Below are 22,439 nucleotides of genomic sequence, written 5' to 3'. Positions count from 1 at the left end.
GCGCCATCCGACAGGATGTGTTCTGCCGGCGTTGTCTCTTGCGCTGACGCAAGGTGACGCCTTACAGTCTTTGCAGATGTGTCATGACAGCGTCCCGTTTCGTGCGGTGACGCTGTTGTTGTTGAAAGGGACGGGCGCATGGCCTCCGCGGCCGAGCAGCTGGCTGCCAATCTGAATTTCAGCTCCTTCGCCAACGCGACGGAACTGAAGAAACGAATCTGGTTCACCCTGGGGGCGCTGATCGTCTACCGCCTGGGGACCTACATTCCAGTTCCCGGCGTCGACGCGACGGTCATGGGCCAGCTTCTGGCGCAGCACCAGGGCGGTATCCTGGGAATGTTCGACATGTTCACCGGCGGCGCGCTCGGTCGCATGACCGTCTTCGCCCTGAACATCATGCCGTATATCAGTGCATCGATCATCGTGCAGTTGATGTCCTCGGCGATTCCCTCGCTTGAAAACCTGAAGAAGGAAGGCGAGCAGGGGCGGCGCAAGCTCAATGAATATACACGCTACCTGACGGTGCTGATCGCGCTGTTCCAGGCCTATGGCATCGCCGTGGGGCTGGAGAACATGCACAGCGCCGCCGGTTCGGCGGTAATCGCGCCCGGCCTGTTCTTCATCGTCTCCTGCGTGGTGACGCTGCTGGGCGGCACGATGTTCCTGATGTGGCTGGGCGAGCAGATTACCTCGCGCGGGGTGGGCAACGGCATTTCGCTGATCATCTTCGCCGGTATCGTCGCCAACCTGCCGCATGCATTGGCGAGCCTGTTCCAGCTTGGCTATACGGGCGCGCTGTCGCCGTTCTTCGTGCTGGTGTTCCTGGTGCTGGCGGCGGTGACCATCGCCTTCATCGTCTTCATGGAGCAGGCGCAGCGCCGTGTGGTGATCCAGTATCCCAAGCGGCAGGTCGGCCAGCGCATCTATGGCGGCGACTCGACCCATATGCCGCTGAAGGTGAATACCGCCGGTGTGATTCCGCCGATCTTCGCATCCTCGGTGCTGCTGATTCCCGTGACGATCGCGGGGTTCATGAACAGCGCGTCGATGCCTGGATGGCTTTCGTTCCTGGGGCAGGAACTGGGGCAGGGGCAGCCGCTCTACATGCTGTTCTATGCCGCCATGATCGTTTTCTTTTCGTATTTCTATGCGGCTGTGACGTTCAACCCGCAGGAGACGGCCGACAATCTGCGCAAGCAGGGTGGCTTCATCCCGGGCATCCGGCCGGGTGCGAATACGGCGGCTTATTTCGACCGGATCCTGACACGACTGACGACCATCGGCGCTGCCTATCTGGTGGCGGTGTGTCTGCTGCCGCAGGTCCTGATCAGTCACTATAACGTGCCGTTCTATTTCGGCGGGACCAGCTTGATCATTATCGTGTCGGTGACCATCGACACCGTGACGCAGATCCAGTCCCACCTGGTGGCTCACCAGTACCAGGGGCTGATGCGGCGGGCGCGTGGGAAAGGCAGAGGACGGTGAACGTCATATTTCTTGGCCCCCCGGGGGCCGGCAAGGGAACCCAGTCCAAGCGGCTGGAGGCACGCTACGGGATCGCCCAGATCTCGACCGGAGACATGCTGCGGGCCGAGGTCGCGGCTGGGACTCCGATCGGGAAGGAAGCGAAGGCGCTGATGGACTCGGGACAGCTTGTTCCCGATGATGTGATCATCGCGATGCTCGAATCGCGGATCGCGCAGCCCGATTGCGCCAAGGGATTCATCCTGGATGGATTCCCCCGTACGGCGGGGCAGGCGGCGGCGCTGGATTCGATGCTCAAGCGGCGCGGGGCGCGAATCGACGTCGTGCTTTTTCTCGAAGTCGACGAAAACGCGCTGGCGGATCGGATCGCGGGCCGCTTTACCTGCGGGACCTGCGGGGCCGGCTATAACGACCTGTTCAAGAAGCCGAAGGTCGAAGGTACCTGCGACGTCTGCGGTGGGCATGATTTCGTCCGCCGCGAAGATGACCGGCGGGAGACCGTGGCGGCGCGGCTGGCGGCCTATCGGGAGCAGACAGCGCCTATCCTGCCGTATTACGAGGCCGAAGGCCGCCTGTACCCGGTGGACGGCATGGCCGACATCGACACGGTGACGGAACAGGTCTTCAAAATCATGGATGGCATCACGAAGAAGTGATCGTTATTCATTGACTCTCAAGGGCGCGCAGGTATATTGCGCGCCCTCAAGGTATCGGCTCCCGTGTCCTGCTGGCACGAAGAGCAGAGATCACGAATCCGATTGATGATGGGGTTGACCGGCGGTGCCGGCACGTTCACGACGCTCCGGCTAGCCGGTGGTGTGGAAAAGCCCCGGCGACGATCTTAAGGGCCCGAGTGACGCGGGCGGACGAGGAGTAAGTGGCGTGGCGCGTATTGCCGGCGTGAACATCCCAACCAACAAGCGGGTGACGATTGGCCTGCGTTATATTTATGGCATCGGCCCGACCAAGGCCGAGCAGATCTGCCAGCAGCTCGAGATTCCGGCCGAGCGCCGGGTGAACGAGCTGTCGGACGACGAGATCCTGAAGATCCGTGAGCTGATCGACAGCGAATATCGGGTCGAAGGCGATCTGCGTCGCGAAGTGGCGATGAACATCAAGCGTCTGATGGACCTGGGTTGCTACCGTGGCCTGCGTCACCGTCGCGGTCTGCCGGTTCGTGGCCAGCGGACGCACACCAACGCCCGTACCCGCAAGGGTAAGGCGGTGGCGATCGCCGGTAAGAAGAAGGCTACCCGCTAAGCGGCTCCAGCCGCATTCGCGGCCAGTGTGGGGTGCCCCCGGTTACGATTTTCCAGGGGCATCCGGCGCGGCTCGCGTTGATGAACAGACAGGACCAGGAAGACTATGGCGAAGGCTGCTGCTCCGCGTATTCGGAAGAAAGAGCGGAAGAACATTATCTCGGGGGTGGCGCATGTGCTCTCCACCTTCAACAACACGATGATCACGATCTCCGATGCCCAGGGCAACGCGATCGCGTGGTCTTCCGCCGGTGCCCAGGGCTTCAAGGGCTCGCGCAAATCCACCCCGTACGCGGCGCAGGTCGCGGCCGAGGACGCAGGCCGCAAGGCGCGCGAGCACGGCATGGAGACGCTGGAGATCGAAGTGTCGGGTCCGGGTTCGGGGCGCGAGAGCGCGCTGCGCGCGCTGCAGGCGGTCGGTTTCGCGATCACCTCGATCCGCGACATGACGCCGGTTCCGCATAACGGCTGCCGTCCGCGCAAGCGTCGTCGCGTCTGATCGTCAGGCTCGGATTCGTTTCCCGCCGGCCCTTGCGTCGGCGGGGTTGAGTGTCATCCGGCACCCGTTCGTACGGGTGCTATCTGCCTTGGTGCAGATCAGTTTTGAAAGGCCATCACCTTGGTCCTCCAGAAAAACTGGCAATCTCTGATCAAGCCGGAGAAGCTGGAAGTCGAGCCGGGCGGGCAGCCGTTGCGCACAGCGACTGTGGTGGCGGAACCCCTCGAGCGTGGCTTCGGCATGACGCTCGGCAATGCCATCCGGCGCGTGCTGCTGTCCTCCTTGCAGGGGGCGGCGGTGACGGCGATCCAGATCGACGGCGTGCTGCATGAGTTCTCGTCGGTAGCCGGCGTCCGTGAGGACGTGACGGACATCGTGCTGAACATCAAGCAGCTCGCGCTGCGGATGCATGGCGAGGGCCCGAAGCGCATGGTGCTGACGGCCACCGGACCGGGCGAAGTGCGGGCGGGCCAGATCCAGACCGGCCACGATATCGAGGTGATGAACCCCGATCTCGTGATCTGCACCCTCGACGAGGGCGTGAAGTTCGGGATGGAATTCACCGTCAATCTCGGCAAGGGCTATGTTCCCGCGGCGGCGAACCGCCCCGAGGACGCGCCGATCGGCCTGATTCCGGTGGATGCCATCTACTCGCCCGTGCAGCGCGTGTCCTACAAGGTCGAGCCGACCCGCGTGGGCCAGGTGACCGACTATGACCGGCTTCTGTTGACGGTCGAGACGAATGGCGCGGTGACGCCCGAGGATGCGGTGGCCCTGGCCGCTCGAATCCTGCAGGATCAGCTGCAGTTGTTCATCAATTTCGACGAGCCGCGCCCGGTCCGGACCGAAGAGCCGCAGGACGATCTGCCGTTCAATCGGAACCTGCTGCGCAAGGTCGACGAACTGGAACTGTCGGTCCGCAGTGCCAACTGCCTGAAGAACGACAATATCGTCTATATTGGCGATCTGGTGCAGAAGACCGAGCAGGAGATGCTGCGGACGCCGAATTTCGGCCGCAAGTCCCTGAACGAAATCAAGGAAGTCCTGACCTCGATGGGGCTGTCCCTTGGTATGAACGTCCCGGCCTGGCCGCCGGAAAATATCGAAGACCTGGCCAAGAGGCTCGACGAGCCCTTCTGACCGGAAAGACAGGAAGACTTTATCATGCGTCACGGTGTTGCCGGCCGGAAGCTCGGCGTTACCTCCACCCATCGCGCCGCCATGTTCCGCAACATGGCTGTCGCGCTGATCAAGCACGAGCAGATCACCACGACTCTGCCCAAGGCGAAGGAACTTCGCCCGGTGGTCGAGAAGCTGATCACGCTCGGCAAGCGCGGCGATCTGCACGCCCGCCGTCAGGCTTATGCGCAGCTCCGTGACGACGTGATCGTCTCCAAGCTGTTCGCGGCCGTGGCGGATCGCTACAAGGCCCGCAATGGTGGCTATACTCGCGTTCTCCGCGCGGGTATCCGTCATGGCGACGCTGCCGACATGGCGGTGATCGAACTGGTGGACCGCGATGTGTCCGCCAAGGGCCAGGATAGCGGCCCGCGTCCGGAAGTCGTTTCGGACGAAGGGCTGGCGGCGTAAGTTCAGCGCCCCGGCTTGATGAAAAGACCCGGCCTCCCGGCCGGGTTTTTTTATGTCTGAACGGATCGGACAGGCGGACAGTTTCCTGTCGGACATGAGCGCATGCCTTACGGAGCCTCAAACCGGGCGGCTGGACAGCGAAAATAAATTGTCTCCACAGGGATAATGAGCCTGCGGCGGCGTTTGCCTTCAGATTGCAGGGAAGCACGCATCATGATGGCAGCTATACGCGAGACGCTGGCGGAGAAAGGGGGATGGCTCCGGCTGGCGGCGGTATGCGCGGCGCCCACGCTGCTTGTGCTGGCGTTCGCTCTGGCGGCCGGATGGCTGGTACCCGGCCGTCTGACCGCCGGGACGTTCATGCGAACATTCGGGCTGGTCGATGGGCCGCATCCGGGCTTTCGGCGCAACCATGCCAAGGGCGTCTGCGTGACGGGCTGGTTCGAGGGCAGCGGGGAGGCGGTATCGTTTTCCCGTGCTGCGCTGTTCACCAGGAGTCGTTCGCCGGTCGTCGGCCGGTTCGCGCTGGCCGGCGGGATGCCCTTTCAGGATGACGAACCGGAGAAGGTCCGTAGCCTCGCGTTGTGGATCATGCCGGTGCATGGTGGCGAATGGCGCATGGGGATCAACGATATTCCCGTCTTTCCCGTCCGCAATGCGGCCGATTTCAATGATTTCCTGCTGGCATCGCGTCCCGAACCGCAGACGCATCGGCCCGATCCGTCCCGCATGGCAGCCTTTCTGGCACGGCATCCCGAAACGCAGCAGGCGCTGGCGTTGCTGAAGGCGCGCATCCTGACCTCGGGCTTCGCGGACGATACCTATAACAGCCTCGACAGTTTCGCCTTCATCAATGGGGAGGGCACGATCACCCCCGTGCGGTGGGCTATGGTTCCCGAGCAGGCGGCGCGTCCGCCCGCCGGCCCCGGGGCGGGGCGCGATTACCTGTTTCATGATCTGATCGAAGCATTGGCACATGGGCCACTGCGCTGGCACTTGGTCGTGACCGTCGGAGGGGCCGGGGATGTCACGGCCGATCCGACCGTGGCCTGGCCGGCCGGCCGTCGGCAGGTCGATGCCGGAATCCTGACACTGGTTCGGGCGGAGAGCGAGGATGGCGGCCCCTGCAAGGGCATTACGTACGATCCGCTGATCTTACCCGAGGGAATCGCACCTTCCGACGATCCCATCCCCGCCGCGCGATCGGCGGTCTATGCCCGCTCCTTTGTCCTGCGGTCGGGAGAGCCGAAAACAGCGAGCGCAATCAGCCGGGCCGATATCCGGCCGGGAGAACCATGATGCATCCGGTCGAGCATTTCTCCCTTTTCGCCCGTGTCCTGCACTGGCTGATGGCCGTGATGATTCTGGCGATGCTGTTCATCGGCATCATCATGGTGACGACCGTGGAGCCGGCCTATCACCGGCTGGTCGATCTGCATCGCCCGCTGGGGATCAGCATCCTGCTGCTGGCTGTGGTCCGGCTGGTCAATCGCTGGCTGATCCGGGTGCCGCCATTGCCGAACACGCTGCCACCGATCCTGCGCCTGGCGGCGCGGCTGTCGCATATCGTGCTCTATGCCCTGATGATCGGGCTGCCGCTGGTGGGATGGGGCATGTTGTCGGCTGGGGCCTATCCGGTGGTGATGTGGCCGGGCTTTGTCCTGCCGCCCATCCTGCCGCACGATCCGGCCCTGTTTGCGGCATTGCGCCGGCTGCATACATGGCTGGCGCTCATCCTGTTCGGTGTCGTCCTGGTCCATCTCGCAGCGGCGCTGATGCACGGCTTGCTGCTGCGCGACGATGTTCTGCCCAGCATGACAGGTGGCAGGGGAAACAGGACGGCGGACGACTCCGCCTCTTAGCCCGGCTTGATGGGCGTATAATGTGCGCCGGGCGCGATCGTGGTGACGTAGGGGCCTGTCCAGTCGCGCGTGAAGATCCGGTTCAGGGTTGCAGCCGGGTTGTGGCCGTGGACGAAGATCGAAGCATCGACGGTGGTGTTGAAATAGCTCCATTCCCAGTTGCCGGTGCCGATATAGACGGTATCGTCGTCGGCAACGGCGTATTTGCAGTGCTCGACCCGGGCGAACGGGATGAAGCCTGTGCTGGCCTGTGGAATGGTGCTGAATTTCACTTCGATGTTCGGCATTGTGGCCAGGCTCTTCAAATAGGATTGCATCGGCTCGTTCAATGCCCAGTTCGACACGATGATCTGCACCGACACCCCACGGGCGGCCGCATCGCGCAAGGCCGTGTCCAGTTCGGGCCAGTATCCTTTCGGCCCGTAATGTTTCAGGGCGCTCAGCGTCAGCACCTGAAGGCGGAAGACGTGCCGGGCTGCGTGGATCATCGTGATCAATGACGGTTCTTCCGCCGTCAGTGTAACCGGCATCATCATCGGCGGACTGAAGGCGGGGAAGGCGATCACGCTTTCGCCGCCCGGATCGCGCAGCGTAACGGGGGCGAACTGGGTCGCGACCGGCCGGTCGGCTGGCGGCTGCATGCGCGTCTCGGGCAGGGTGCGGCCGCTCCCCAGCGCCCACAGGGTGCCGAATGCCGTCTCGAAGCTTCCGGCAATGGCGGTATCGTCGATCGCGGCCCCGATCTCATGGATTTCCTCCAGCGCCCGCCAATCCCAGTTCTGGCTGCCGACGAAGACCTGCCGTCCGTCGATGACCATGAACTTGGCATGCAGCACACCGCCCGTCAGACGATGGGTGGGCAGGGTCTCGATCTGGATGTTGGGGATGGGCTTCAGCCGCTCCAGCACCGGTGCGGTTTCCTTCAGGAAACTGTCATCCACGATCAGACGGATGTGAATGCCGGCATTGGCGCGCGCGATTAGCGCCTGAAGGACCGCCGACATCGCGCGGCCGGGACGATCGGCGATATAGAACTGCCCCACATCGATCGTTCGGCTGGCATGGCGGATCATGTCCAGCCATACCGGCTGGGTACGCGGGATACCCGGTTCGCCATAGATGGTTTCTTCCGGCACGCTCTCGACGATCTGGAAGGTTGGGGCTGCACTTTCAGCCTGCGCGGGGCGGAAGGGTAGAGAGAAGGATCCGAGAAGAGCGAGAAGAAGGCTGGTCTTGTACCGAAACCTGAGGGTCGGAAATCTGTCGGCCATATCCTGCTCCACATTATGTCCCGGGCAGCGGTGCCGCGCTACTTCTTCAGAGGCCGGCATTCTGACCATGCGATCGCGCGCACGACAAGACGGGCCGTGGACTGGGTGTGTGAAAGCGTGCTGGAATGTCTGGCCATTGCGGCCGCCCGCTGGTAAAAACCTCTGATCCTCGCCCGTTCAGTACCGAACTTGATGACGATCCGGACTTCGCACCTCCGGGACAGGGCTTCATCGCGACAGGGTGGTCACCGCCCTGACATTCGGTACCGGGGGAGCCGTCATGACGGTCGATCTGCTGATCAGGGATGCTTATCTTTATATTGACCGCGACTGGGAAGTCGCGAATGGCTGGCTGTCCGTCAAGGACGGCCGCGTCCATGCCGTCGGCGATGGGGCCGAGGATGTGCCGGCGGCAAAGTCTGTGATCTCGGCTCACGGGCGGCTGGTCACGCCCGGACTGGTCAATGCGCATCACCATATGTACCAGAACCTCACCCGGGCCTATGCGCCGGTGACGAACGGCACGCTGTTCGAATGGCTCAAGGGCCTGTATCCGCTTTGGGCCGATCTGGACGCGGAATCGGTCTATCTGTCGACCTCCGTCGCTATGGTCGAACTGCTGATGGGTGGCTGTACGACCTCGATGGACCATATGTATGTCCATCCCCGGCCATTCCTGATCGACGCGCAGTTTCGCGCGGCGCGGGATATCGGGTTCCGTTTCCATGCCACACGCGGGTCGATGACGCGTTCGGTCGAGGATGGCGGCCTGCCGCCCGCGTCGGTGGTGCAGGACGAGGACACGATCCTGGCCGACAGCGAACGGCTGGTGGCGGCCTTCCATGACCCCACACCGGGCGCGATGGGGCGGGTGGCGCTGGCGCCCTGTTCGCTGTTCAGCGTGTCGGAACGGATCATGGTGGAATCCGCGCGCCTGGCGGACAAGCACGATCTGCGCCTGCATACCCATCTGGCGGAAGATCCCGACGAGGACAGTTATTGCGCCGAAATCTATGGCTGCACGCCGACGGAATATTTCGAGCGTGTCGGCTGGGCCAGTCCGCGTTCATGGGTCGCGCATTATATCTACCCGACGGATGACGAGGTCGACCGGCTGGCCCATGCCGGGGTCTGCACGGCGCAATGTCCATGCTCCAACATGATGATCGGCGGCGGCACGGCCGATGCGATGGACATGCGGCGGCGTGGCATGCGCGTCGGGCTGGGCTGCGACGGTTCGGCGTCGACCGACCATGCGTCGATGTGGCTGGAAACCCGCATGGCAATGCTGCTGGGACGATTCCGGCATGGTCCGCATGCCATGTCGGCGCGTGACGCGCTGGACATGGCGACGCGCGGCGGCGCCGCCTGTCTGGGCTGGGAGGATGAGATCGGGCATTTGCGGCCCGGCGCCTGCGCCGACCTGGTCGTCTGGTCGATGTCCGAGGTTGCGGCCGCCGGCGCGCTGAGCGATCCGGTCGAGGCGTGGCTGCGCTGCGCGCCCGCCGTGGCGGGCACCACCATCGTCAATGGCAAGGTGCTGGTATCGGACGGGGTGCCGCTATTGGCCAATCTTGGCGACATCCTGCGCGATCATGCGCGGGAGGCACGGCGCATCCAGCGGTTGGACGGATGAAGAGAAGCAAAAAGACTTTATTCGTTCCGGGCCATCGTATGTCCCCGGCATAAGCCTCCTGAATGGATCAGAGGTTTTGGGGTGCTTTTTTCAAAAAAGAACGAGACCCTTGTTCGTTTCGGTTCCGATGATACCGTGCCGTCAAACAGCGAGGTAACAAATGAACGGAAGAAGAATCGGTCCGAAGGTAATGGCGGTCGGGGTGTTGGCGGCTTGCCTGTGGTCCGGTGGACAGGCGCGGGCCGATACGGTGCCGGTGATGGTGATCCATGGCGGCGCCGGGGTGATCAAGGCCGACATGTCTGCCGAACGCCAGCAGATCGTGAAGGCGGCGCTGGCGCGCGCGTTGCAGGCTGGATACGCGGCTTTGAAGGCCGGACAGCCGGCAAAGGACGCCGTGGTTGCGGCTATCCGGGTACTGGAGGATGATCCGAACTTCAATGCCGGCAAGGGCGCCGTCTTTACCCATGATGGGCATAACGAAATGGATGCCGCGATCATGGACGGCGCGACGCTCCAGGCGGGAGCGGTTGCCGGCGTGCAGCATGTACGCAATCCGATCACGCTGGCCCGCGCGGTCATGGAACAGTCCAAGCATGTGCTGCTGATCGGCGCAGGGGCGGAGGCTTTCGCCCAGACCCAGAAGATTCCGCTGGTGGATTCGTCCTATTTCTGGACCCAGCATCGATGGGACCAACTGCAGAAGGCACTCAAGGAGGACGCTGCGCACAGCCAGCATGCCGACGAGACGACCGACCGGCATTTCGGCACTGTCGGCGCGGTCGCGCTGGATCGCGAGGGCCATCTGGCCGCCGGAACATCGACTGGTGGCATGACCGACAAATTATGGGGCCGGGTGGGCGATTCGCCGCTGATCGGGGCCGGGACCTACGCCAATGCCGGCTGTGCCATGTCCGGGACGGGATGGGGCGAGTTCTATATCCGCACCGTCGCCGCGCATGAGATCTGCATGCGCGTGACCGCGATGCATGAAGCGTTGGATCATGCGGCGCAGGATGTCATCAACCACGAAATTCCGGCGCTGGGTGGCGATGGTGGTGCGATCCTGGTCGATGCCCAGGGCGATATCGCGATGCCCTTCAACACCAGCGGCATGTACCGTGCCTGGGTAGGGCGCGATGGTGTGTCGCATGTCGCGATCTTCGGCGACGGGAAGAAATAGGGGAAACGCCAGCCGCAAGGCTGGCGCCTCACCCCGCTTGCATTACGGCGCCGCGTTGGTCGCGAACAGGGCGGATATGGCGGTCGTTGCCTCATCCTGGATGCGGTGCAGATGATCGTCGCTGACGAAGCTCTCGGCGTAGATCTTGTAGACATCCTCGGTGCCCGAGGGGCGGGCGGCGAACCAGCCATTGTCCGCCACCACTTTCAGCCCGCCGATTTCGGCGTCGTTGCCCGGCGCGCGGGTGAGCGTGGCGCGGATGGGTTCGCCGCCCAGCTCGTGCAGCCCGACCTGCTCGGGCGTCAGCGATTTCAGCAGCGCCTTCTGGGGCGCCGTGGCGGGGGCGTCGATCCGCGCGTAATAGGGCGTACCGAACTCGGCGGTCAGCCTGCGATAGGCGACGCCCGGATTATGGCCGGTACGGGCGGTGATCTCGGCAGCAAGCAGGCCAAGGATGATGCCGTCCTTGTCGGTGGTCCAGGCCGTGCCGTCCTTGCGCAGGAACGACGCGCCGGCGCTTTCCTCGCCCGCGAAGCCGAATCCCCCGTCGATCAGCCCATCTACGAACCATTTGAAACCCACGGGAACTTCGACCAGCCTGCGACCCAGCCGGGTGGTGACGCGGTCGATCAGGCTGCTGCTGACCACCGTCTTGCCGACGGCCGCCTGAGGGCTCCAGCCCGGACGGTTGGCGAACAGATAGTCGATGGCGGTGGCCAGATAATGGTTCGGGTTCATCAGCCCGTCGGTGCCGGCGACGATGCCATGCCGGTCGGCGTCGGTATCGTTGGCGAAGGCCACATCGAAACGGCTGCCCAGTTCGATCAGGCGTGCCATGGCATAGGGCGATGAGCAGTCCATGCGGATCTGCCCGTCCCAGTCGGCCGTCATGAACGAGAAGGTGGGGTCGACCACGGTGCTGACTACCGTGGCGTTCAGGCGATAGTGTTCGATGATCGGCTGCCAGTAGGCGACGGCCGCCCCGCCCAGCGGGTCTATGCCGATCGCGACGTCGGAGGCGCGGATGGCCTCCATGTCCAGCACGGCGCCCAGGTCCGCGACATAGGGGGTAATGTAGTCGTGCCGATGCACGCAGGCGGCGCGCAGCGCCTGTTCGTGCGGGATGCGGCGCACGCCCGCCAGTCCGGCAGCGAGGAAATCATTGGCCGCGCGCTCGACGATCTTCGTGATGTTGGTATCGGCCGGCCCGCCATGGGGCGGGTTGTATTTATAGCCTCCGTCTTCCGGCGGATTGTGTGACGGGGTGATAACGACGCCGTCAGCCAGGCCGCTGCTGCGCCCCCGGTTGTAGGTCAGGATGGCGTGGGAGATCACCGGCGTCGGGGTGTAACCATCCTGCGCGTCGATGAAGGTTTCCACCCCGTTGGCGGCGAAGACTTCCAGCGCCGAGGCGAGGGCGGGTTTCGAGACCGCATGGGTGTCGATACCGATGAAAAGCGGTCCGTCGATGCCGGCCGAGGCCCGGTAGTCGCACACCGCCTGGCTGACGGCGAGGATATGGTCTTCGTTGAAGCTGGTATGGAATGGCGAGCCACGATGGCCGGAGGTGCCGAACGCGACGCGCTGCGCGGCAATGGCCGGATCGGGCTTCAGATCGTAGTAGGCCGCCGTCAGTTTCGCGACATCGATCAGACGCGAGAGCGGAACCGGTTTGCCGGCCAGCGGGTTGATCGTCACCATTCCTGTGTTTCCTTCCCTGTGGGCGCTGTGCCTCCGTCCCATGCAGGCGTGGCATCATTATGGAGCGCGATCAAAACGCCTGCCGGAGCGCCGGGATGCGGTGCGTGACGGCAGGCGCTGGAAAAAACGTGCGCTCAGCGGCCCGTGGGGGCGCCGGATGCGCCAGTGGTGCCCGTGCCCTCATGCACGGTGGTCGACGGCGTGATGATGCGGTTCAGGACTTCGAACGACACGGCGTCCATCGTCGTCACGTCGACAGTGTCGCCCACCTTCAGGGTCGGCAGCAGGGCCTGCATGGCCTTGGTGTGGACGGTGATCGTCTGGGTGGCATCGGCCGGGCCAATGGTCGTGACGACGTTATGCGCCGCATCGACCGCCGCAATGCGCACCCGCTTGCGGCGGAAGGAGACCATCATGCCATGGGGGTGGCGGTTGGTCACGCCATGCGCCGAGGTCACGGTCGATTCCGGCGGGGGCGCGTCGGCGGGCACGACGTCGGCGCCGATGGTCTGGAAGAAACGGATATTGATCCGGTCGCCCGGCTGGATATGGGGAAGGTTGTGCACCGAGCGGGGCATATCGACCGTAATCAGCCCGCCATCGGCATCGCGCAGCAGGACCTCGCCCGAGGCCGGGTCGATTGTCTCCACCGTTGCCTGGGTGACCTGGTTGCCGGTGATGACCGAGGCCTGGGCATGGGCGCGCAGTGGCATGGCCAGCGCCAGGGCTGCGACGGGCAGCAGCCGCGCTGACCGCGACAGGCGGTCGAGGAGGTGACGCGTGTTTCGGGGTGCCATCATGTCTGTTCCTGCTCTCTCATCCGATTTGGCGCGGCTTTGAAAGTGATATTAAGAGACTGTTTTCAAAGTGTCGATGCCGGGCAGGCGCGGTCCGCCACGACCAGCGGCAGCCGGCCCGGTTCCGGTGGGATGGAGAGGGAAGGCGGCATGGTACGCTCGGTCACGATTTACGGTATCAAATCATGCGACACGATGAAGAAAGCGCGGGCTTGGCTGGATGCGCATGGCGTGGCCTATGCATTCCATGACTACAAGGCCGGCGGCATCGCGCGCCCGGTAATCGAAGGCTGGGTCCGGCAGGTCGGGTGGGAGGTCCTGCTGAACCGTTCCGGCACTACCTTCCGCAAGCTGCCCGATTCGGACAAGGCCGATCTGAACGAGACACGAGCCGTCGCACTGATGCTGGCCCAGCCTTCCATGATCAAGCGGCCGGTGCTGGATGTGGACGGCGCGCTGACCGTGGGGTTCAAACCCGAAGCCTACGCCGCCCTTTTTTGAGAAAATCAGGCGATTTCGAACCCGGCGTCCTCGACGGCCATGCGCAGGGCGGCGGGTGAGGTGAAGGCCGGGTCGTAGCTGACCTTGGCGCGGCCGGGTTCCAGCGTGACATCGGCGGCGCTGACGCCGTCGGTCCGTTCCAGTGCGTTTTTTACCGACGTGACGCAGCCATTGCAGGTCATGCCCGTGATGTTCAGCGTGAGCGTTTCCATTGTCCTGTCTCCTTATGGGGGCGGGTCGCCATGTCTTTCAGCTATGCGCGGGCCCGGGTTGGCGCAAGGACGGCTTCCAGCGGTTGAGCAACAGGGCGTTCGAGACCACCGAGACCGAACTGGCGGCCATCGCGGCCCCCGCCAGAGCCGGGTCCAGCCAGCCCAATGCCGCCAGCGGAATGCCGATGACGTTGTAGACAAACGCGAAGAACAGATTCTGCCGCACCTTGGCCAGGGTCGCGCGGGAGAGGTCCATCGCATCGACCAGCCCCCGCAGTTCGCCGCGCATCAGCACCACGTCGGCGGTCTCCAGCGCGATGTCCGACCCGCTGCCCATGGCTATGCCGATATCTGCCGCCGCCAGCGCCGGAGCGTCATTGATACCGTCGCCTACCATTCCCACAAGCTGCCCCGGCGCGCGGCGGCGCGCGATCTCCTGTGCCTTGCCCTCGGGCAGCACACCGGCGATCACGTCATCCAGCCCCAGCCGGCTGGCTACGGCAGCAGCGGTGCGCGGATTGTCGCCGGTCAGCATCACCAGGCGAATGCCGCGTGCGCGTAGCGCGGCCAGGCTTTCGGCGGCATCGGGCCGGATCTGGTCCGCAAGCGCGATATGGCCAAGCAGACCGGTCTCGCGCGCGACGCCGATCACCGTCTTCCCCTCCTGTTCCAGTCGCTCGACGGTGGCGCTGTCGGGGTCACAGCCGGCTTCCGTCAGGAAACGGGCCGAGCCCAGGCGCAGGGTGCCGCCGGACGCCTCCCCGCTCTGGCCTTCGATGCCACGGCCGGGCAGGGCTCGAACCGCGCGGACCGGGGCCGGGACGGCACCGGCGGCAAGGGCATGGGCAACGATGGCCCGCGCCAGCGGATGTTCGGAATTCTCTTCCAGCGCCAGCGCAGCGGAGAGCAAGGCCGCGATGGGCACGCCAGGGGCCGGCACGATGTCGGTCACGCCCGGTTGGCCCTCGGTCAAGGTACCGGTCTTGTCCATTACCAGGGTGGTGATCCTGTGGACGCGTTCCAGCGCCTCGGCATTGCGGAACAGCAGCCCGGCCCGTGCGCCCAGGCCGGTCCCGACCATGATTGCCGTTGGCGTCGCCAGCCCCAGCGCACAGGGGCAGGCGATGACCAGGACGGCGATCGTGCCGGTCAGCGCGCCGGCCGGATGGCCGGTCAGCACCCAGCCGGCGGTGAAGGTAATGGCGGCGACAACCATTACCGCCGGCACGAAGACGGAAGAAACCCGGTCCACCAGATGCTGCACCGGGTCCTTGCTGCCCTGTGCCTGCTGCACCATGCGGACAATGCGTGACAGGGTCGTGTCCGCTCCCACGCGCCGGGCGCGGACATGCAACACGCCGTCGCGGTTGATGGTGGCGCCCGAGACCGGATCGTTGGTGCCCTTGGCCACAGGGACGGGTTCGCCAGTCAGCATCGATTCGTCGATGTCGGACTGTCCGTCCAGGATCGTGCCGTCCACGGGGATGCTCTCGCCGGGACGGACCACGAACACATCGCCCACGCGCAGGCTCTCCACCGGTCGGTCTTCGACGGTACCGTCCACCACGACATGCGCGATCTGCGGTTGCAGGCGCATCAGTCGTTCGACCCCTTCGCGCGTGCGGTGGCGGGCTCGGCTTTCCATCAGGCGGCCCAGCAGGACCAGGGTGATGACGGTGGCGCCCGATTCAAAATAGAACGGCCCGGACAAGCCCAGCAGCAGGGTCGTAGTGCTGGACAGCCACGCGACGCTGGTACCCAGCACCACCAGCACATCCATGTTGGCACCGCCGCCGCGCAACGCGTTCCACGCCTGACGATAGAACGACCGGCCGCAGACGAATTGTGCCAGCGTGGCCAGCAGCCATTGCGTCCACATCGGCAACAGGTCGGGCCAGCCGGCCGCCATCGTCACCATGCCGGCCAACAGCGGCAGGGTGAGGACGAGTGACAGCGCGAAAAGCCCCACTTGCCGCCGCCAGGCGGTGCGGCTGCGGGCTGCATCGTCCTGGGCCACATCGTTGGAGTCGCGGGGCGGGGCGGCGCTGTAACCGGCCTTTTCCACCTGTCGGATCACGGTGGACGGATCGGCCAGGCCGGGCAGATAATCGATCTCTGCCCGCTCGCCGGCAAAACTGACCTGCGCCGTGACCCCCGGCAGGCGGTTCAGCACCTTTTCGATGCGGGTGGCGCAGGCGGCGCAGCTCATGCCTGTGATCGCCAGGGCGATATGGCGGGTCGGTACGTCGAAACCTGCCTTGCGGATCGTGCCGACGATCACATCGACCGGCGTGGTCTGGTCCGCGCGCTCCACCGTGGCGGTCGCGGCGGCGAAATTGACCGACGCGGTGACCCCTGGCAGGCGGTTCAGCACTTTTTCGATGCGCGTGGCACAGGCGGCGCAGGTCATGCCTTCCAGTGGAAGGGTGAGGGGGTGCGCGGATGTCATGGGCGCGATGCGGTCTCCTGTTCATGCGCCCGTCCATGGACGGATGCCACGTAAAAGGTGTGGCGCCAGACAGGTCCCGTCAACCGGCTCTTTTAATCGACAGGGGCAGCCCGGGATTCATCTACGAAAATCTCGGTCGCATCATCGATGGCGCGGCTGCGGCGCCCGGTGGGTTGTGGACATACAGCGCCTTGCGGTCGACCTTATCCTCGGCCTCGGGTTGCAGTGGCATTTCATAGCGCGGCTTGCGTCGGTGATCGGCCAATTGCAGCTTGGGATTGAAGACCGCATTGAACTTCCAGATCATGGTCAGGAAGTTCGTCTGTCCGCGCAGCGCCAGGCGAAGCGCAAGGCCCGTCGTGTCCTTGATCGCGTTCCAGCCCAGATGTTTCTGGTTGAGCACCTGCTGGGTTTTGACCAATGCCTCGTAGAATTCCTCCAGCTTCAGGGTCGTGGGCAGCACCGCATGCTGAATGTCGAACAGGCGATAGTCCTGCGTCGTCAACCGCCGTGCCTCGCGGTGCCAGATCTCGGTGCCGGGATAGGGTGTGGTGACCGAGATGTTCACGATGTCTGGGATCTCCAGACACCATTGCCGGACGACCTCGAAGCGCTTCCGGTCCCAGGACGGATCGGCAATGATGTTGATCGCGACGATCAGGCCCAGCGAGCGGGCGATTCCAGGGCTTCGAAATTCCGGTCCAGCGACACGCGCTTGCGGAAATGTTTCAGCCCCTCCTCGTCCACTTCGATCGAGGCCGCCGGGTCGAGCGTGCCGATGAAATATTTGCGGCGATAGCGCAGCAGGTCGCGCGCCGGGCGGATCGCGTCCAGTGACGGGACGAAGATCGGCGGCGGCCCTTCGCCTGTCAATGTCACCACGCTCAGGACGGTGGTGATGTCGCCGCCTTCCTGCCGTGTGTCCAGCAACTGCCCGACGCTGGTGTCACCTTCGCCCTTCAGGATGCAGTCAATCGCGCCCTCGGCCAGTTCCAGGATGTCGCGGGCGATGAACGAGACCGAATGACCGCCGACGAACAGGAAAACGGTCGGCATGCGCGCGCGTCTCGCGGCACAGATCGACGATCTCCGGCACGTTGGCCATATAGTTTCCGGAAAAACAGACGGCGTGCGGCCGGAAAACCTCGATCATGCGCCAATAGTCGCGATGGTTTTCCACCTGAAGGTCGATGATCCTCACCTCATGCCCGGCCTGTCGGGCCGCGCCTGCCACCAACTCCAGGCCCAGCGGCTCCAGTCGCAGGAAGGCCTTGGTGTACATCAACGCGCTGGGATGGACGGCGAGTATTCTCATTCCGACACCTCGCTTTTCGCCACCCGAGCGTGGCGGAATGACGTGGCGGCCATGCCGAAGGATACGGCGGCTCGCTTGGGCAATGGCCTGTCCTGGGCCCCAATATTTTTTTCAGAAGGAGCCGGGTCCGTCATCCGAATTGTGGGTAATGACACCTATGCATGCAGGGGGATGACTCCCATCCCGTGGCAGGTCGAATCCGATTAGTGCTGGATTTCTGGGAGGAATGCGGTTGGATATTGTTGCATGGTCGACAAGTTGGCGATGAATTCATGAAGACGTGAACGGGCCATGCCATTCTGTCATGCACCCGGCGCCCTATCGCGGGCGGACGATCCATGGCAAGCTGACTGGAAACAAAGTGTCTCGATATCGTTCCTTTCAGGCGGTATCGGGCGCGAATCACGGTATGGACGGCTCCGAAAAGGGGCTGCGGCGGTCGGAATGAAGCATAAGAACGGAATGGCTCTTGGTTGGGTTGCCGGTGCCGCGATCCTCCTGGCGGGGTGTTCGTCGGAAATCGGGCGGCGCCCCACGGATACCGACATCTCCTGCCTGCGGGCCCAGATGGGCGCGGAGTTGAAGCTGAGCTTCCCACTGGCGGCCAATACCTGCCAGCGCATGACGGACCATAATTTCGTCTTCGGCACGAAGAACCCGAAGCCCCTGCCGCTGAACCTGCGTGGCGCTCCGGACCTGCAGGCCCTGGCCGACCAGTACGGCTACAGCTACACCCGCTGACGATCCGGCGGTTTCGGAAGAAGCCGCCTCCTGCGGGACAGGTCGTTGCCCCTTACGGATATGATAGTGGCGACCGTGCGTTCCTGATGCCGATCGCCCCTTCCGCGCCCGAACGGCTCCCCCCAGACAAGGCATGCGCCGAGAGCGCAAGATACCCGCCGGTCCGGCGCCAGAAATCTCCCGCATCGCGATCCTGAAAACAGCCTGGTCGGGCGGCTTTGCCTGCCCGCTGACCAAGTGTGCCGCGATTGTTTCCGGTATCGGGCGCCCGCCATCCATTCAGCTTATGGCAGTGCTCTCCAGACGTGTTGAAAACAACGTGTGGTCAAGGTGGGTCCAATTGACTCGGTGACTGATGTTGTATTATGAAATACACACTATTTTGTGTGGTGGAATATTGAATGCGGCGGGCATGACGAAACGGATCTGGATCGGGGAGCGATGTCCCGAGGACTGTAGCGGCCCCGCCTGAGGGCCGCCTGTCACGTTATGAAGCAGGCCGGAGCAAGCCTGCATATCAAGGTTCAGGGGCTTTCCGCCATGCTGAGTTCCACGATCATCGAAGTCGACGGTATTTTCGTCGGTGCCGCCATTCTGGTGGATGGTTTCAACGCGCGGCGTTTCTACGCGGCCCATGACAAGGTCCGTTCCCTGCATAACGAGACCTCGCCGGACCTCGCGGTGCTGCTGCGGACAGTGACCCGGCAGTTCCGCGCGGGTCAGGGCGGCCCGGCGGCTACATGAGTGACCATTGCGACCGGGTGGTGCTTCCGTCCGAATCCTGCGGGGCGGAGGGCGGGAATGCCCTTGTCATCGTTCTGCTCTGCGTCGGCATCCTGGCGGTCCTGGCTGGGGCAGGGGCCATGGATATGTCGACGCTTTCGGAGGCGACGGCGGTTCTGTTCACCTCCTGAAGGTCCCGGTCGGGGGTGGGGCGGGCGGAGACTGCGTTTTCATGTCATGCAGGGCATAATCCAGCATCGCATGGGCGATTTCGCGCTCACCCATAATGACGACATCCGCCCCCAGTTGGCGCAGATGATCGACCGCACTGTCGAAATGCGCGCGGGCGATGATGGTAATCTTCGGGTTTGCCGTCCTCGCCTGTTCGACCACCTGTCCGGCTTCGAAAGCCTCGGGGATCGCCACCACCAGCAATCGTGCCACCGCGATGTTCGCCTCGGCCAGAATGGCCGGATCGGCGGCATTGCCCAGAATGGCCTCGCCTCCCTGAGCGCGTACGGCCGATATCGCGCTGTCCCCGGTTTCGATGACCAGCAGCGGCCAGTGCCGGCGCAGCAGTCCCTCCGCCACCAGCGCGCCGACCCGGCCATAGCCGACCACGACGGCATGGTTGCGCAGCGGTCCGGCGGCATGGGCCGCTGCGTCAGGTGCCGTCGTGCCGGCCCGCGCGGTATCGCGCCGTTCCGCCCATGGCGTCAGCAGCCCGACGATCAGGAATGCCAGCGGGTTCATCAGGATCGACAAGATCGAAACCGCGAGAATCAGCGAGCGTGTCGATGAATCCACCAGTCCCAGATCAGCCCCCAGCGTGGTCAGGATGAACGAGAATTCGCCGATCTGTGCCAGTCCTGCCGCCATCGTCAGGGCCGTCTGCCGCCGCTCCCCCAGCAGGCACAGAATCGCAAAGACGATCATCGGCGTGATGACGCAGACGACCGCCAGCGCGGCCAGCAGGATGCCGGGATGGCGCAGCAGAACCGAGGGATCGAACAGCATGCCGATCGAGATGAAGAACAGCACCGCGAAGGCGTCGCGCAGCGGTAGCGTTTCCTCGGCCGCGTGCTGGCTCAGGGCGGATTCGCTCAGCACCATGCCGGCCACGAAGGCCCCCAGCGCAAACGACACGCCGAAGAAGCCCGACGCCACAAAGGCCACGCCCAGCGCCACTGCCAGCAATGCCAGCCGGAACAGTTCGCGCGAGCCCGTTCGCGCCACGTAATGCAGGGCGGCAGGGATGACGCGGCGGCCGACCAGCAGCATCAGCCCCACGAAGGCCGCGACCTTGCCCAGCGTCAGGCCCAGAGTCCATGCGAGGTCCAGCAGGGCAGGGGCATGCGTGGCGCCGTTCTTCATCAACGGCATCAGGGCGGGCAGCATGACCAGCGCCAGCACGGTGATCACGTCCTGGATAACCAGCCAGCCGATCGCCAGTCGGCCGCGTTCGGTCTCCATCAGCCGCTGCTCTTCCAGCGCGCGCATCAGCACCACCGTACTGGCGACGCCGAGCGAGAGACCGAAGATCAGGGCGGTCGGCACGCCCCAGCCCATCAGCAGCCCCAGCCCCATGCCGGCACCGGTCGACAGCGCGACCTGCGCGATCGAGCCCGGCAGGGCGACCGCCCGGACCGCCAGCAGATCCTTGACCGAGAAGTGCAGGCCAACACCGAACATCAGCAGGATGACGCCGACATCGGCCAATTGCGGCGCCAGCCCCTGGTCGGCAACGAAGCCGGGGGTGAAAGGCCCCACCATCACGCCGGCCAGCAGATAGCCGACCAGTACCGAGATCCCCAGCCGGGTGGCCACCATCCCCAGCAGAAAGGCCAATGTCAGGCCGATGACCAGAATCGTGATCAGTGGGCTGGCATGCGGCATGGCCGGAGACTCCTGTCTGAGGCCATGACAATGGCTTGTCCCCGATCCGGGAGCACTCTCTTTTTTTAAGATGTTTTTGCGATGCCGTGGTCGCATCTGCGCATATCTGACGTTTCGGAACAGGCACCGCCGGAAGCGTTTTCCGGTCTATCCGTTCATGTCAAACAGTACTTTCGAGGATTGATGCCGGTTCAGGGATGTTGCGAATGCCTCGTCGAACGCCGTCAGCCCGAAACTGTGGGTCACCAGCCCGTCTGCGATCCAGGGATGGGCGGCCAGCAGGTCGAGGGCCGTGCCAAATTCGGTATCGAACCGGAATGAACCGCGATAATCCAGTTCGCGCGCGGTGATCTGGCCCAGGGGGATACCGACATTGCCGGGCGGGAACATGCCCACTTGGACCAGAATGCCCCCTTGGCGGTGCAGGCGATGGCCGTCGGCAATGCGCTGGCGGCGCCCGAGGCTTCGAACACGATGTCATGCTCCGCAAGATTAAGGAGCTGATGCGGTGTTGATGACGGATGTGGCGCCCATCCGGCGGGCAATCGAGAGCGGAAAATCCTGAAGATCGGTAGCGACGACCGCCCCGGCTCCCGCGATCGCCAGGCCGGCCACGATCAGCGCCCCGATGGGACCGGCGCCCTGAACCAAGATGGTCCTGCCACGCACGTCTCCGGCGCGGGCAATGGCATGCAGCGCCACCGATAGCGGCTCTGCCAGGCAGGCACTGCGCACGTCCAGACCCTGCGGTAGCGCGTAGACCTGGCTGGCGGTGACGGTCATCAGGCGCCGGAAGCCGCCATTTGTGTGCGGCAGGAAGGCGGCATTGCCCAGAAAGCGCGTCTCGCGGCACAGATGGCGCAACTCCCGCCGGCATTCGGGGCAGTTCCCACAGGGGAGAGCTGGATGAATCGCGACCGGGGTGCCCGGCGCCAGTTCGTTGACGCCGGGGCCGGGCCGTTCGACAAAGCCCGAGAGTTCATGGTCGAGGATCATCGGCTCGCGCAGAACCGACGCGCCCACCCCGCCATGTTTGAGATAATGCATGTCGGAGCCGCAGATCCCGCCCCATGCGACCCGCACCGTCACCTCGCCGCGTCCGGGTTCGGTCACCGACACCGTGTCGAGCCGCAGATCCTCCCTGTCGTGGATCACCAGAGCCTCAGTGGAGCGTGAAATATCGGACATCGCAGCAATACTCTGTGCGTGGGAGAGAACATGCGGGGGGGGCGAGCGTAGCGGATCCAGCCGATCGCGCCCCGTGATGGCTTGCAGCCGGTCCATACGGTTGCTAACGCCGGACAGGGTTGCCGGATGCC

General features: G+C 64.3%; 20 protein-coding genes and 2 pseudogenes. 14 read left to right on the top strand and 8 right to left on the bottom strand.

Annotated features, from left to right (window positions below):
• Positions 1-138: 138 nt before the first annotated feature.
• The 8 genes from secY (at position 139) to HLH36_RS02855 (ending at position 6,695) form a co-directional block, all read left to right on the top strand.
• On the top strand, positions 139-1,485 hold the full coding sequence (secY, locus tag HLH36_RS02890; RefSeq protein ID WP_182977371.1) for a preprotein translocase subunit SecY: 1,347 nt from the start codon (positions 139-141) through the stop codon (positions 1,483-1,485).
• Positions 1,482-2,141, top strand: a complete 660-nt coding sequence (locus HLH36_RS02885; protein WP_182985004.1) for an adenylate kinase — start codon at positions 1,482-1,484, stop codon at positions 2,139-2,141. Before secY ends, HLH36_RS02885 begins: the two co-directional genes overlap by 4 nt.
• A gap of 226 nt (positions 2,142-2,367) precedes the next feature.
• Positions 2,368-2,745 (top strand): 30S ribosomal protein S13, encoded by a 378-nt coding sequence (gene rpsM, locus HLH36_RS02880; protein WP_114727509.1) that lies wholly within the window; start codon positions 2,368-2,370, stop codon positions 2,743-2,745.
• 105 nt (positions 2,746-2,850) lie between these two features.
• Positions 2,851-3,243 (top strand): 30S ribosomal protein S11, encoded by a 393-nt coding sequence (gene rpsK, locus HLH36_RS02875; protein WP_182966076.1) that lies wholly within the window; start codon positions 2,851-2,853, stop codon positions 3,241-3,243.
• Positions 3,244-3,363: 120 nt separating this feature from the next.
• Entirely contained in the window at positions 3,364-4,383 is a 1,020-nt protein-coding gene (locus HLH36_RS02870; RefSeq protein WP_114727510.1) for a DNA-directed RNA polymerase subunit alpha, read from the top strand.
• A gap of 24 nt (positions 4,384-4,407) precedes the next feature.
• The gene (gene rplQ / locus HLH36_RS02865) at positions 4,408-4,833 is read left to right on the top strand and encodes a 50S ribosomal protein L17 (protein WP_182985003.1); all 426 of its coding nucleotides are present in this window, start codon (positions 4,408-4,410) and stop codon (positions 4,831-4,833) included.
• A 213-nt stretch (positions 4,834-5,046) separates the two neighbouring features.
• Positions 5,047-6,132, top strand: coding sequence for a catalase family peroxidase (locus HLH36_RS02860; RefSeq protein WP_182985002.1), 1,086 nt, complete (start codon positions 5,047-5,049; stop codon positions 6,130-6,132).
• Positions 6,129-6,695: a cytochrome b gene (locus tag HLH36_RS02855; protein WP_246376382.1), complete on the top strand. Its 567-nt coding sequence runs from the start codon at positions 6,129-6,131 to the stop codon at positions 6,693-6,695. The genes HLH36_RS02860 and HLH36_RS02855 overlap by 4 nt, the downstream gene beginning before the upstream one ends.
• Here HLH36_RS02855 and HLH36_RS02850 read toward each other — a convergent pair.
• Positions 6,692-7,966, bottom strand: coding sequence for a phospholipase D-like domain-containing protein (locus HLH36_RS02850; protein WP_182985001.1), 1,275 nt, complete (start codon positions 7,964-7,966; stop codon positions 6,692-6,694). The two genes, HLH36_RS02855 and HLH36_RS02850, sit on opposite strands and share 4 nt — an antisense overlap.
• 280 nt (positions 7,967-8,246) lie before the next feature.
• On the opposite strand from HLH36_RS02850, the gene HLH36_RS02845 reads away from it, so the two are divergent.
• Positions 8,247-9,602, top strand: coding sequence for an 8-oxoguanine deaminase (locus tag HLH36_RS02845; RefSeq protein WP_182985000.1), 1,356 nt, complete (start codon positions 8,247-8,249; stop codon positions 9,600-9,602).
• A 160-nt stretch (positions 9,603-9,762) separates the two neighbouring features.
• The gene (locus HLH36_RS02840; RefSeq protein ID WP_220792688.1) at positions 9,763-10,785 is read left to right on the top strand and encodes an isoaspartyl peptidase/L-asparaginase family protein; all 1,023 of its coding nucleotides are present in this window, start codon (positions 9,763-9,765) and stop codon (positions 10,783-10,785) included.
• Positions 10,786-10,827: 42 nt separating this feature from the next.
• On the opposite strand, the gene pgm is transcribed toward HLH36_RS02840, so the two are convergent.
• Together pgm and HLH36_RS02830 are read right to left on the bottom strand one after the other, a co-directional pair.
• Positions 10,828-12,486: a phosphoglucomutase (alpha-D-glucose-1,6-bisphosphate-dependent) gene (gene pgm, locus HLH36_RS02835; RefSeq protein ID WP_182984999.1), complete on the bottom strand. Its 1,659-nt coding sequence runs from the start codon at positions 12,484-12,486 to the stop codon at positions 10,828-10,830.
• 134 nt (positions 12,487-12,620) lie between these two features.
• Positions 12,621-13,286, bottom strand: a complete 666-nt coding sequence (locus HLH36_RS02830; RefSeq protein WP_246376380.1) for a preprotein translocase subunit YajC — start codon at positions 13,284-13,286, stop codon at positions 12,621-12,623.
• 147 nt (positions 13,287-13,433) lie between these two features.
• Between HLH36_RS02830 and HLH36_RS02825 the strand changes: the two genes are divergently transcribed.
• Positions 13,434-13,784 carry an ArsC family reductase gene (locus HLH36_RS02825; protein ID WP_182984998.1) on the top strand — a complete coding sequence of 117 codons (351 nt, stop codon included), beginning with the start codon at positions 13,434-13,436 and terminating at the stop codon, positions 13,782-13,784.
• 5 nt (positions 13,785-13,789) lie between these two features.
• Here HLH36_RS02825 and HLH36_RS02820 read toward each other — a convergent pair whose 3' ends face one another.
• From HLH36_RS02820 to HLH36_RS02810, 3 genes and pseudogenes are all read right to left on the bottom strand, one after another.
• Complete coding sequence (locus HLH36_RS02820) at positions 13,790-13,996, bottom strand: heavy-metal-associated domain-containing protein (protein ID WP_182984997.1); 207 nt, start codon at positions 13,994-13,996, stop codon at positions 13,790-13,792.
• A gap of 37 nt (positions 13,997-14,033) precedes the next feature.
• Positions 14,034-16,445: a heavy metal translocating P-type ATPase gene (locus tag HLH36_RS02815; protein WP_182984996.1), complete on the bottom strand. Its 2,412-nt coding sequence runs from the start codon at positions 16,443-16,445 to the stop codon at positions 14,034-14,036.
• A gap of 92 nt (positions 16,446-16,537) precedes the next feature.
• Positions 16,538-17,760, bottom strand: a pseudogene (locus tag HLH36_RS02810) (B12-binding domain-containing radical SAM protein).
• 444 nt (positions 17,761-18,204) lie between these two features.
• Here HLH36_RS02810 and HLH36_RS02805 point away from each other — a divergent pair.
• From HLH36_RS02805 to HLH36_RS02795, 3 genes are all read left to right on the top strand, one after another.
• Positions 18,205-18,501: a hypothetical protein gene (locus HLH36_RS02805; protein ID WP_182984995.1), complete on the top strand. Its 297-nt coding sequence runs from the start codon at positions 18,205-18,207 to the stop codon at positions 18,499-18,501.
• A 540-nt stretch (positions 18,502-19,041) separates the two neighbouring features.
• Complete coding sequence (locus HLH36_RS02800) at positions 19,042-19,245, top strand: hypothetical protein (protein ID WP_182984994.1); 204 nt, start codon at positions 19,042-19,044, stop codon at positions 19,243-19,245.
• Complete coding sequence (locus tag HLH36_RS02795; RefSeq protein ID WP_182984993.1) at positions 19,242-19,415, top strand: hypothetical protein; 174 nt, start codon at positions 19,242-19,244, stop codon at positions 19,413-19,415. The genes HLH36_RS02800 and HLH36_RS02795 overlap by 4 nt, the downstream gene beginning before the upstream one ends.
• Here HLH36_RS02795 and ybaL read toward each other — a convergent pair.
• Positions 19,405-21,120 carry a YbaL family putative K(+) efflux transporter gene (ybaL, locus tag HLH36_RS02790; RefSeq protein WP_182984992.1) on the bottom strand — a complete coding sequence of 572 codons (1,716 nt, stop codon included), beginning with the start codon at positions 21,118-21,120 and terminating at the stop codon, positions 19,405-19,407. The genes HLH36_RS02795 and ybaL overlap by 11 nt on opposite strands.
• Before the next feature lie 147 nt (positions 21,121-21,267).
• Positions 21,268-22,308, bottom strand: a pseudogene (locus tag HLH36_RS02785) (L-idonate 5-dehydrogenase).
• Positions 22,309-22,439: the final 131 nt, after the last annotated feature.

Source organism: Gluconacetobacter aggeris (assembly GCF_014174395.1).
Classification (GTDB): Bacteria; Pseudomonadota; Alphaproteobacteria; order Acetobacterales; family Acetobacteraceae; genus Gluconacetobacter; species Gluconacetobacter aggeris.
This window is presented reverse-complemented; position numbering and strand designations above follow the sequence as displayed.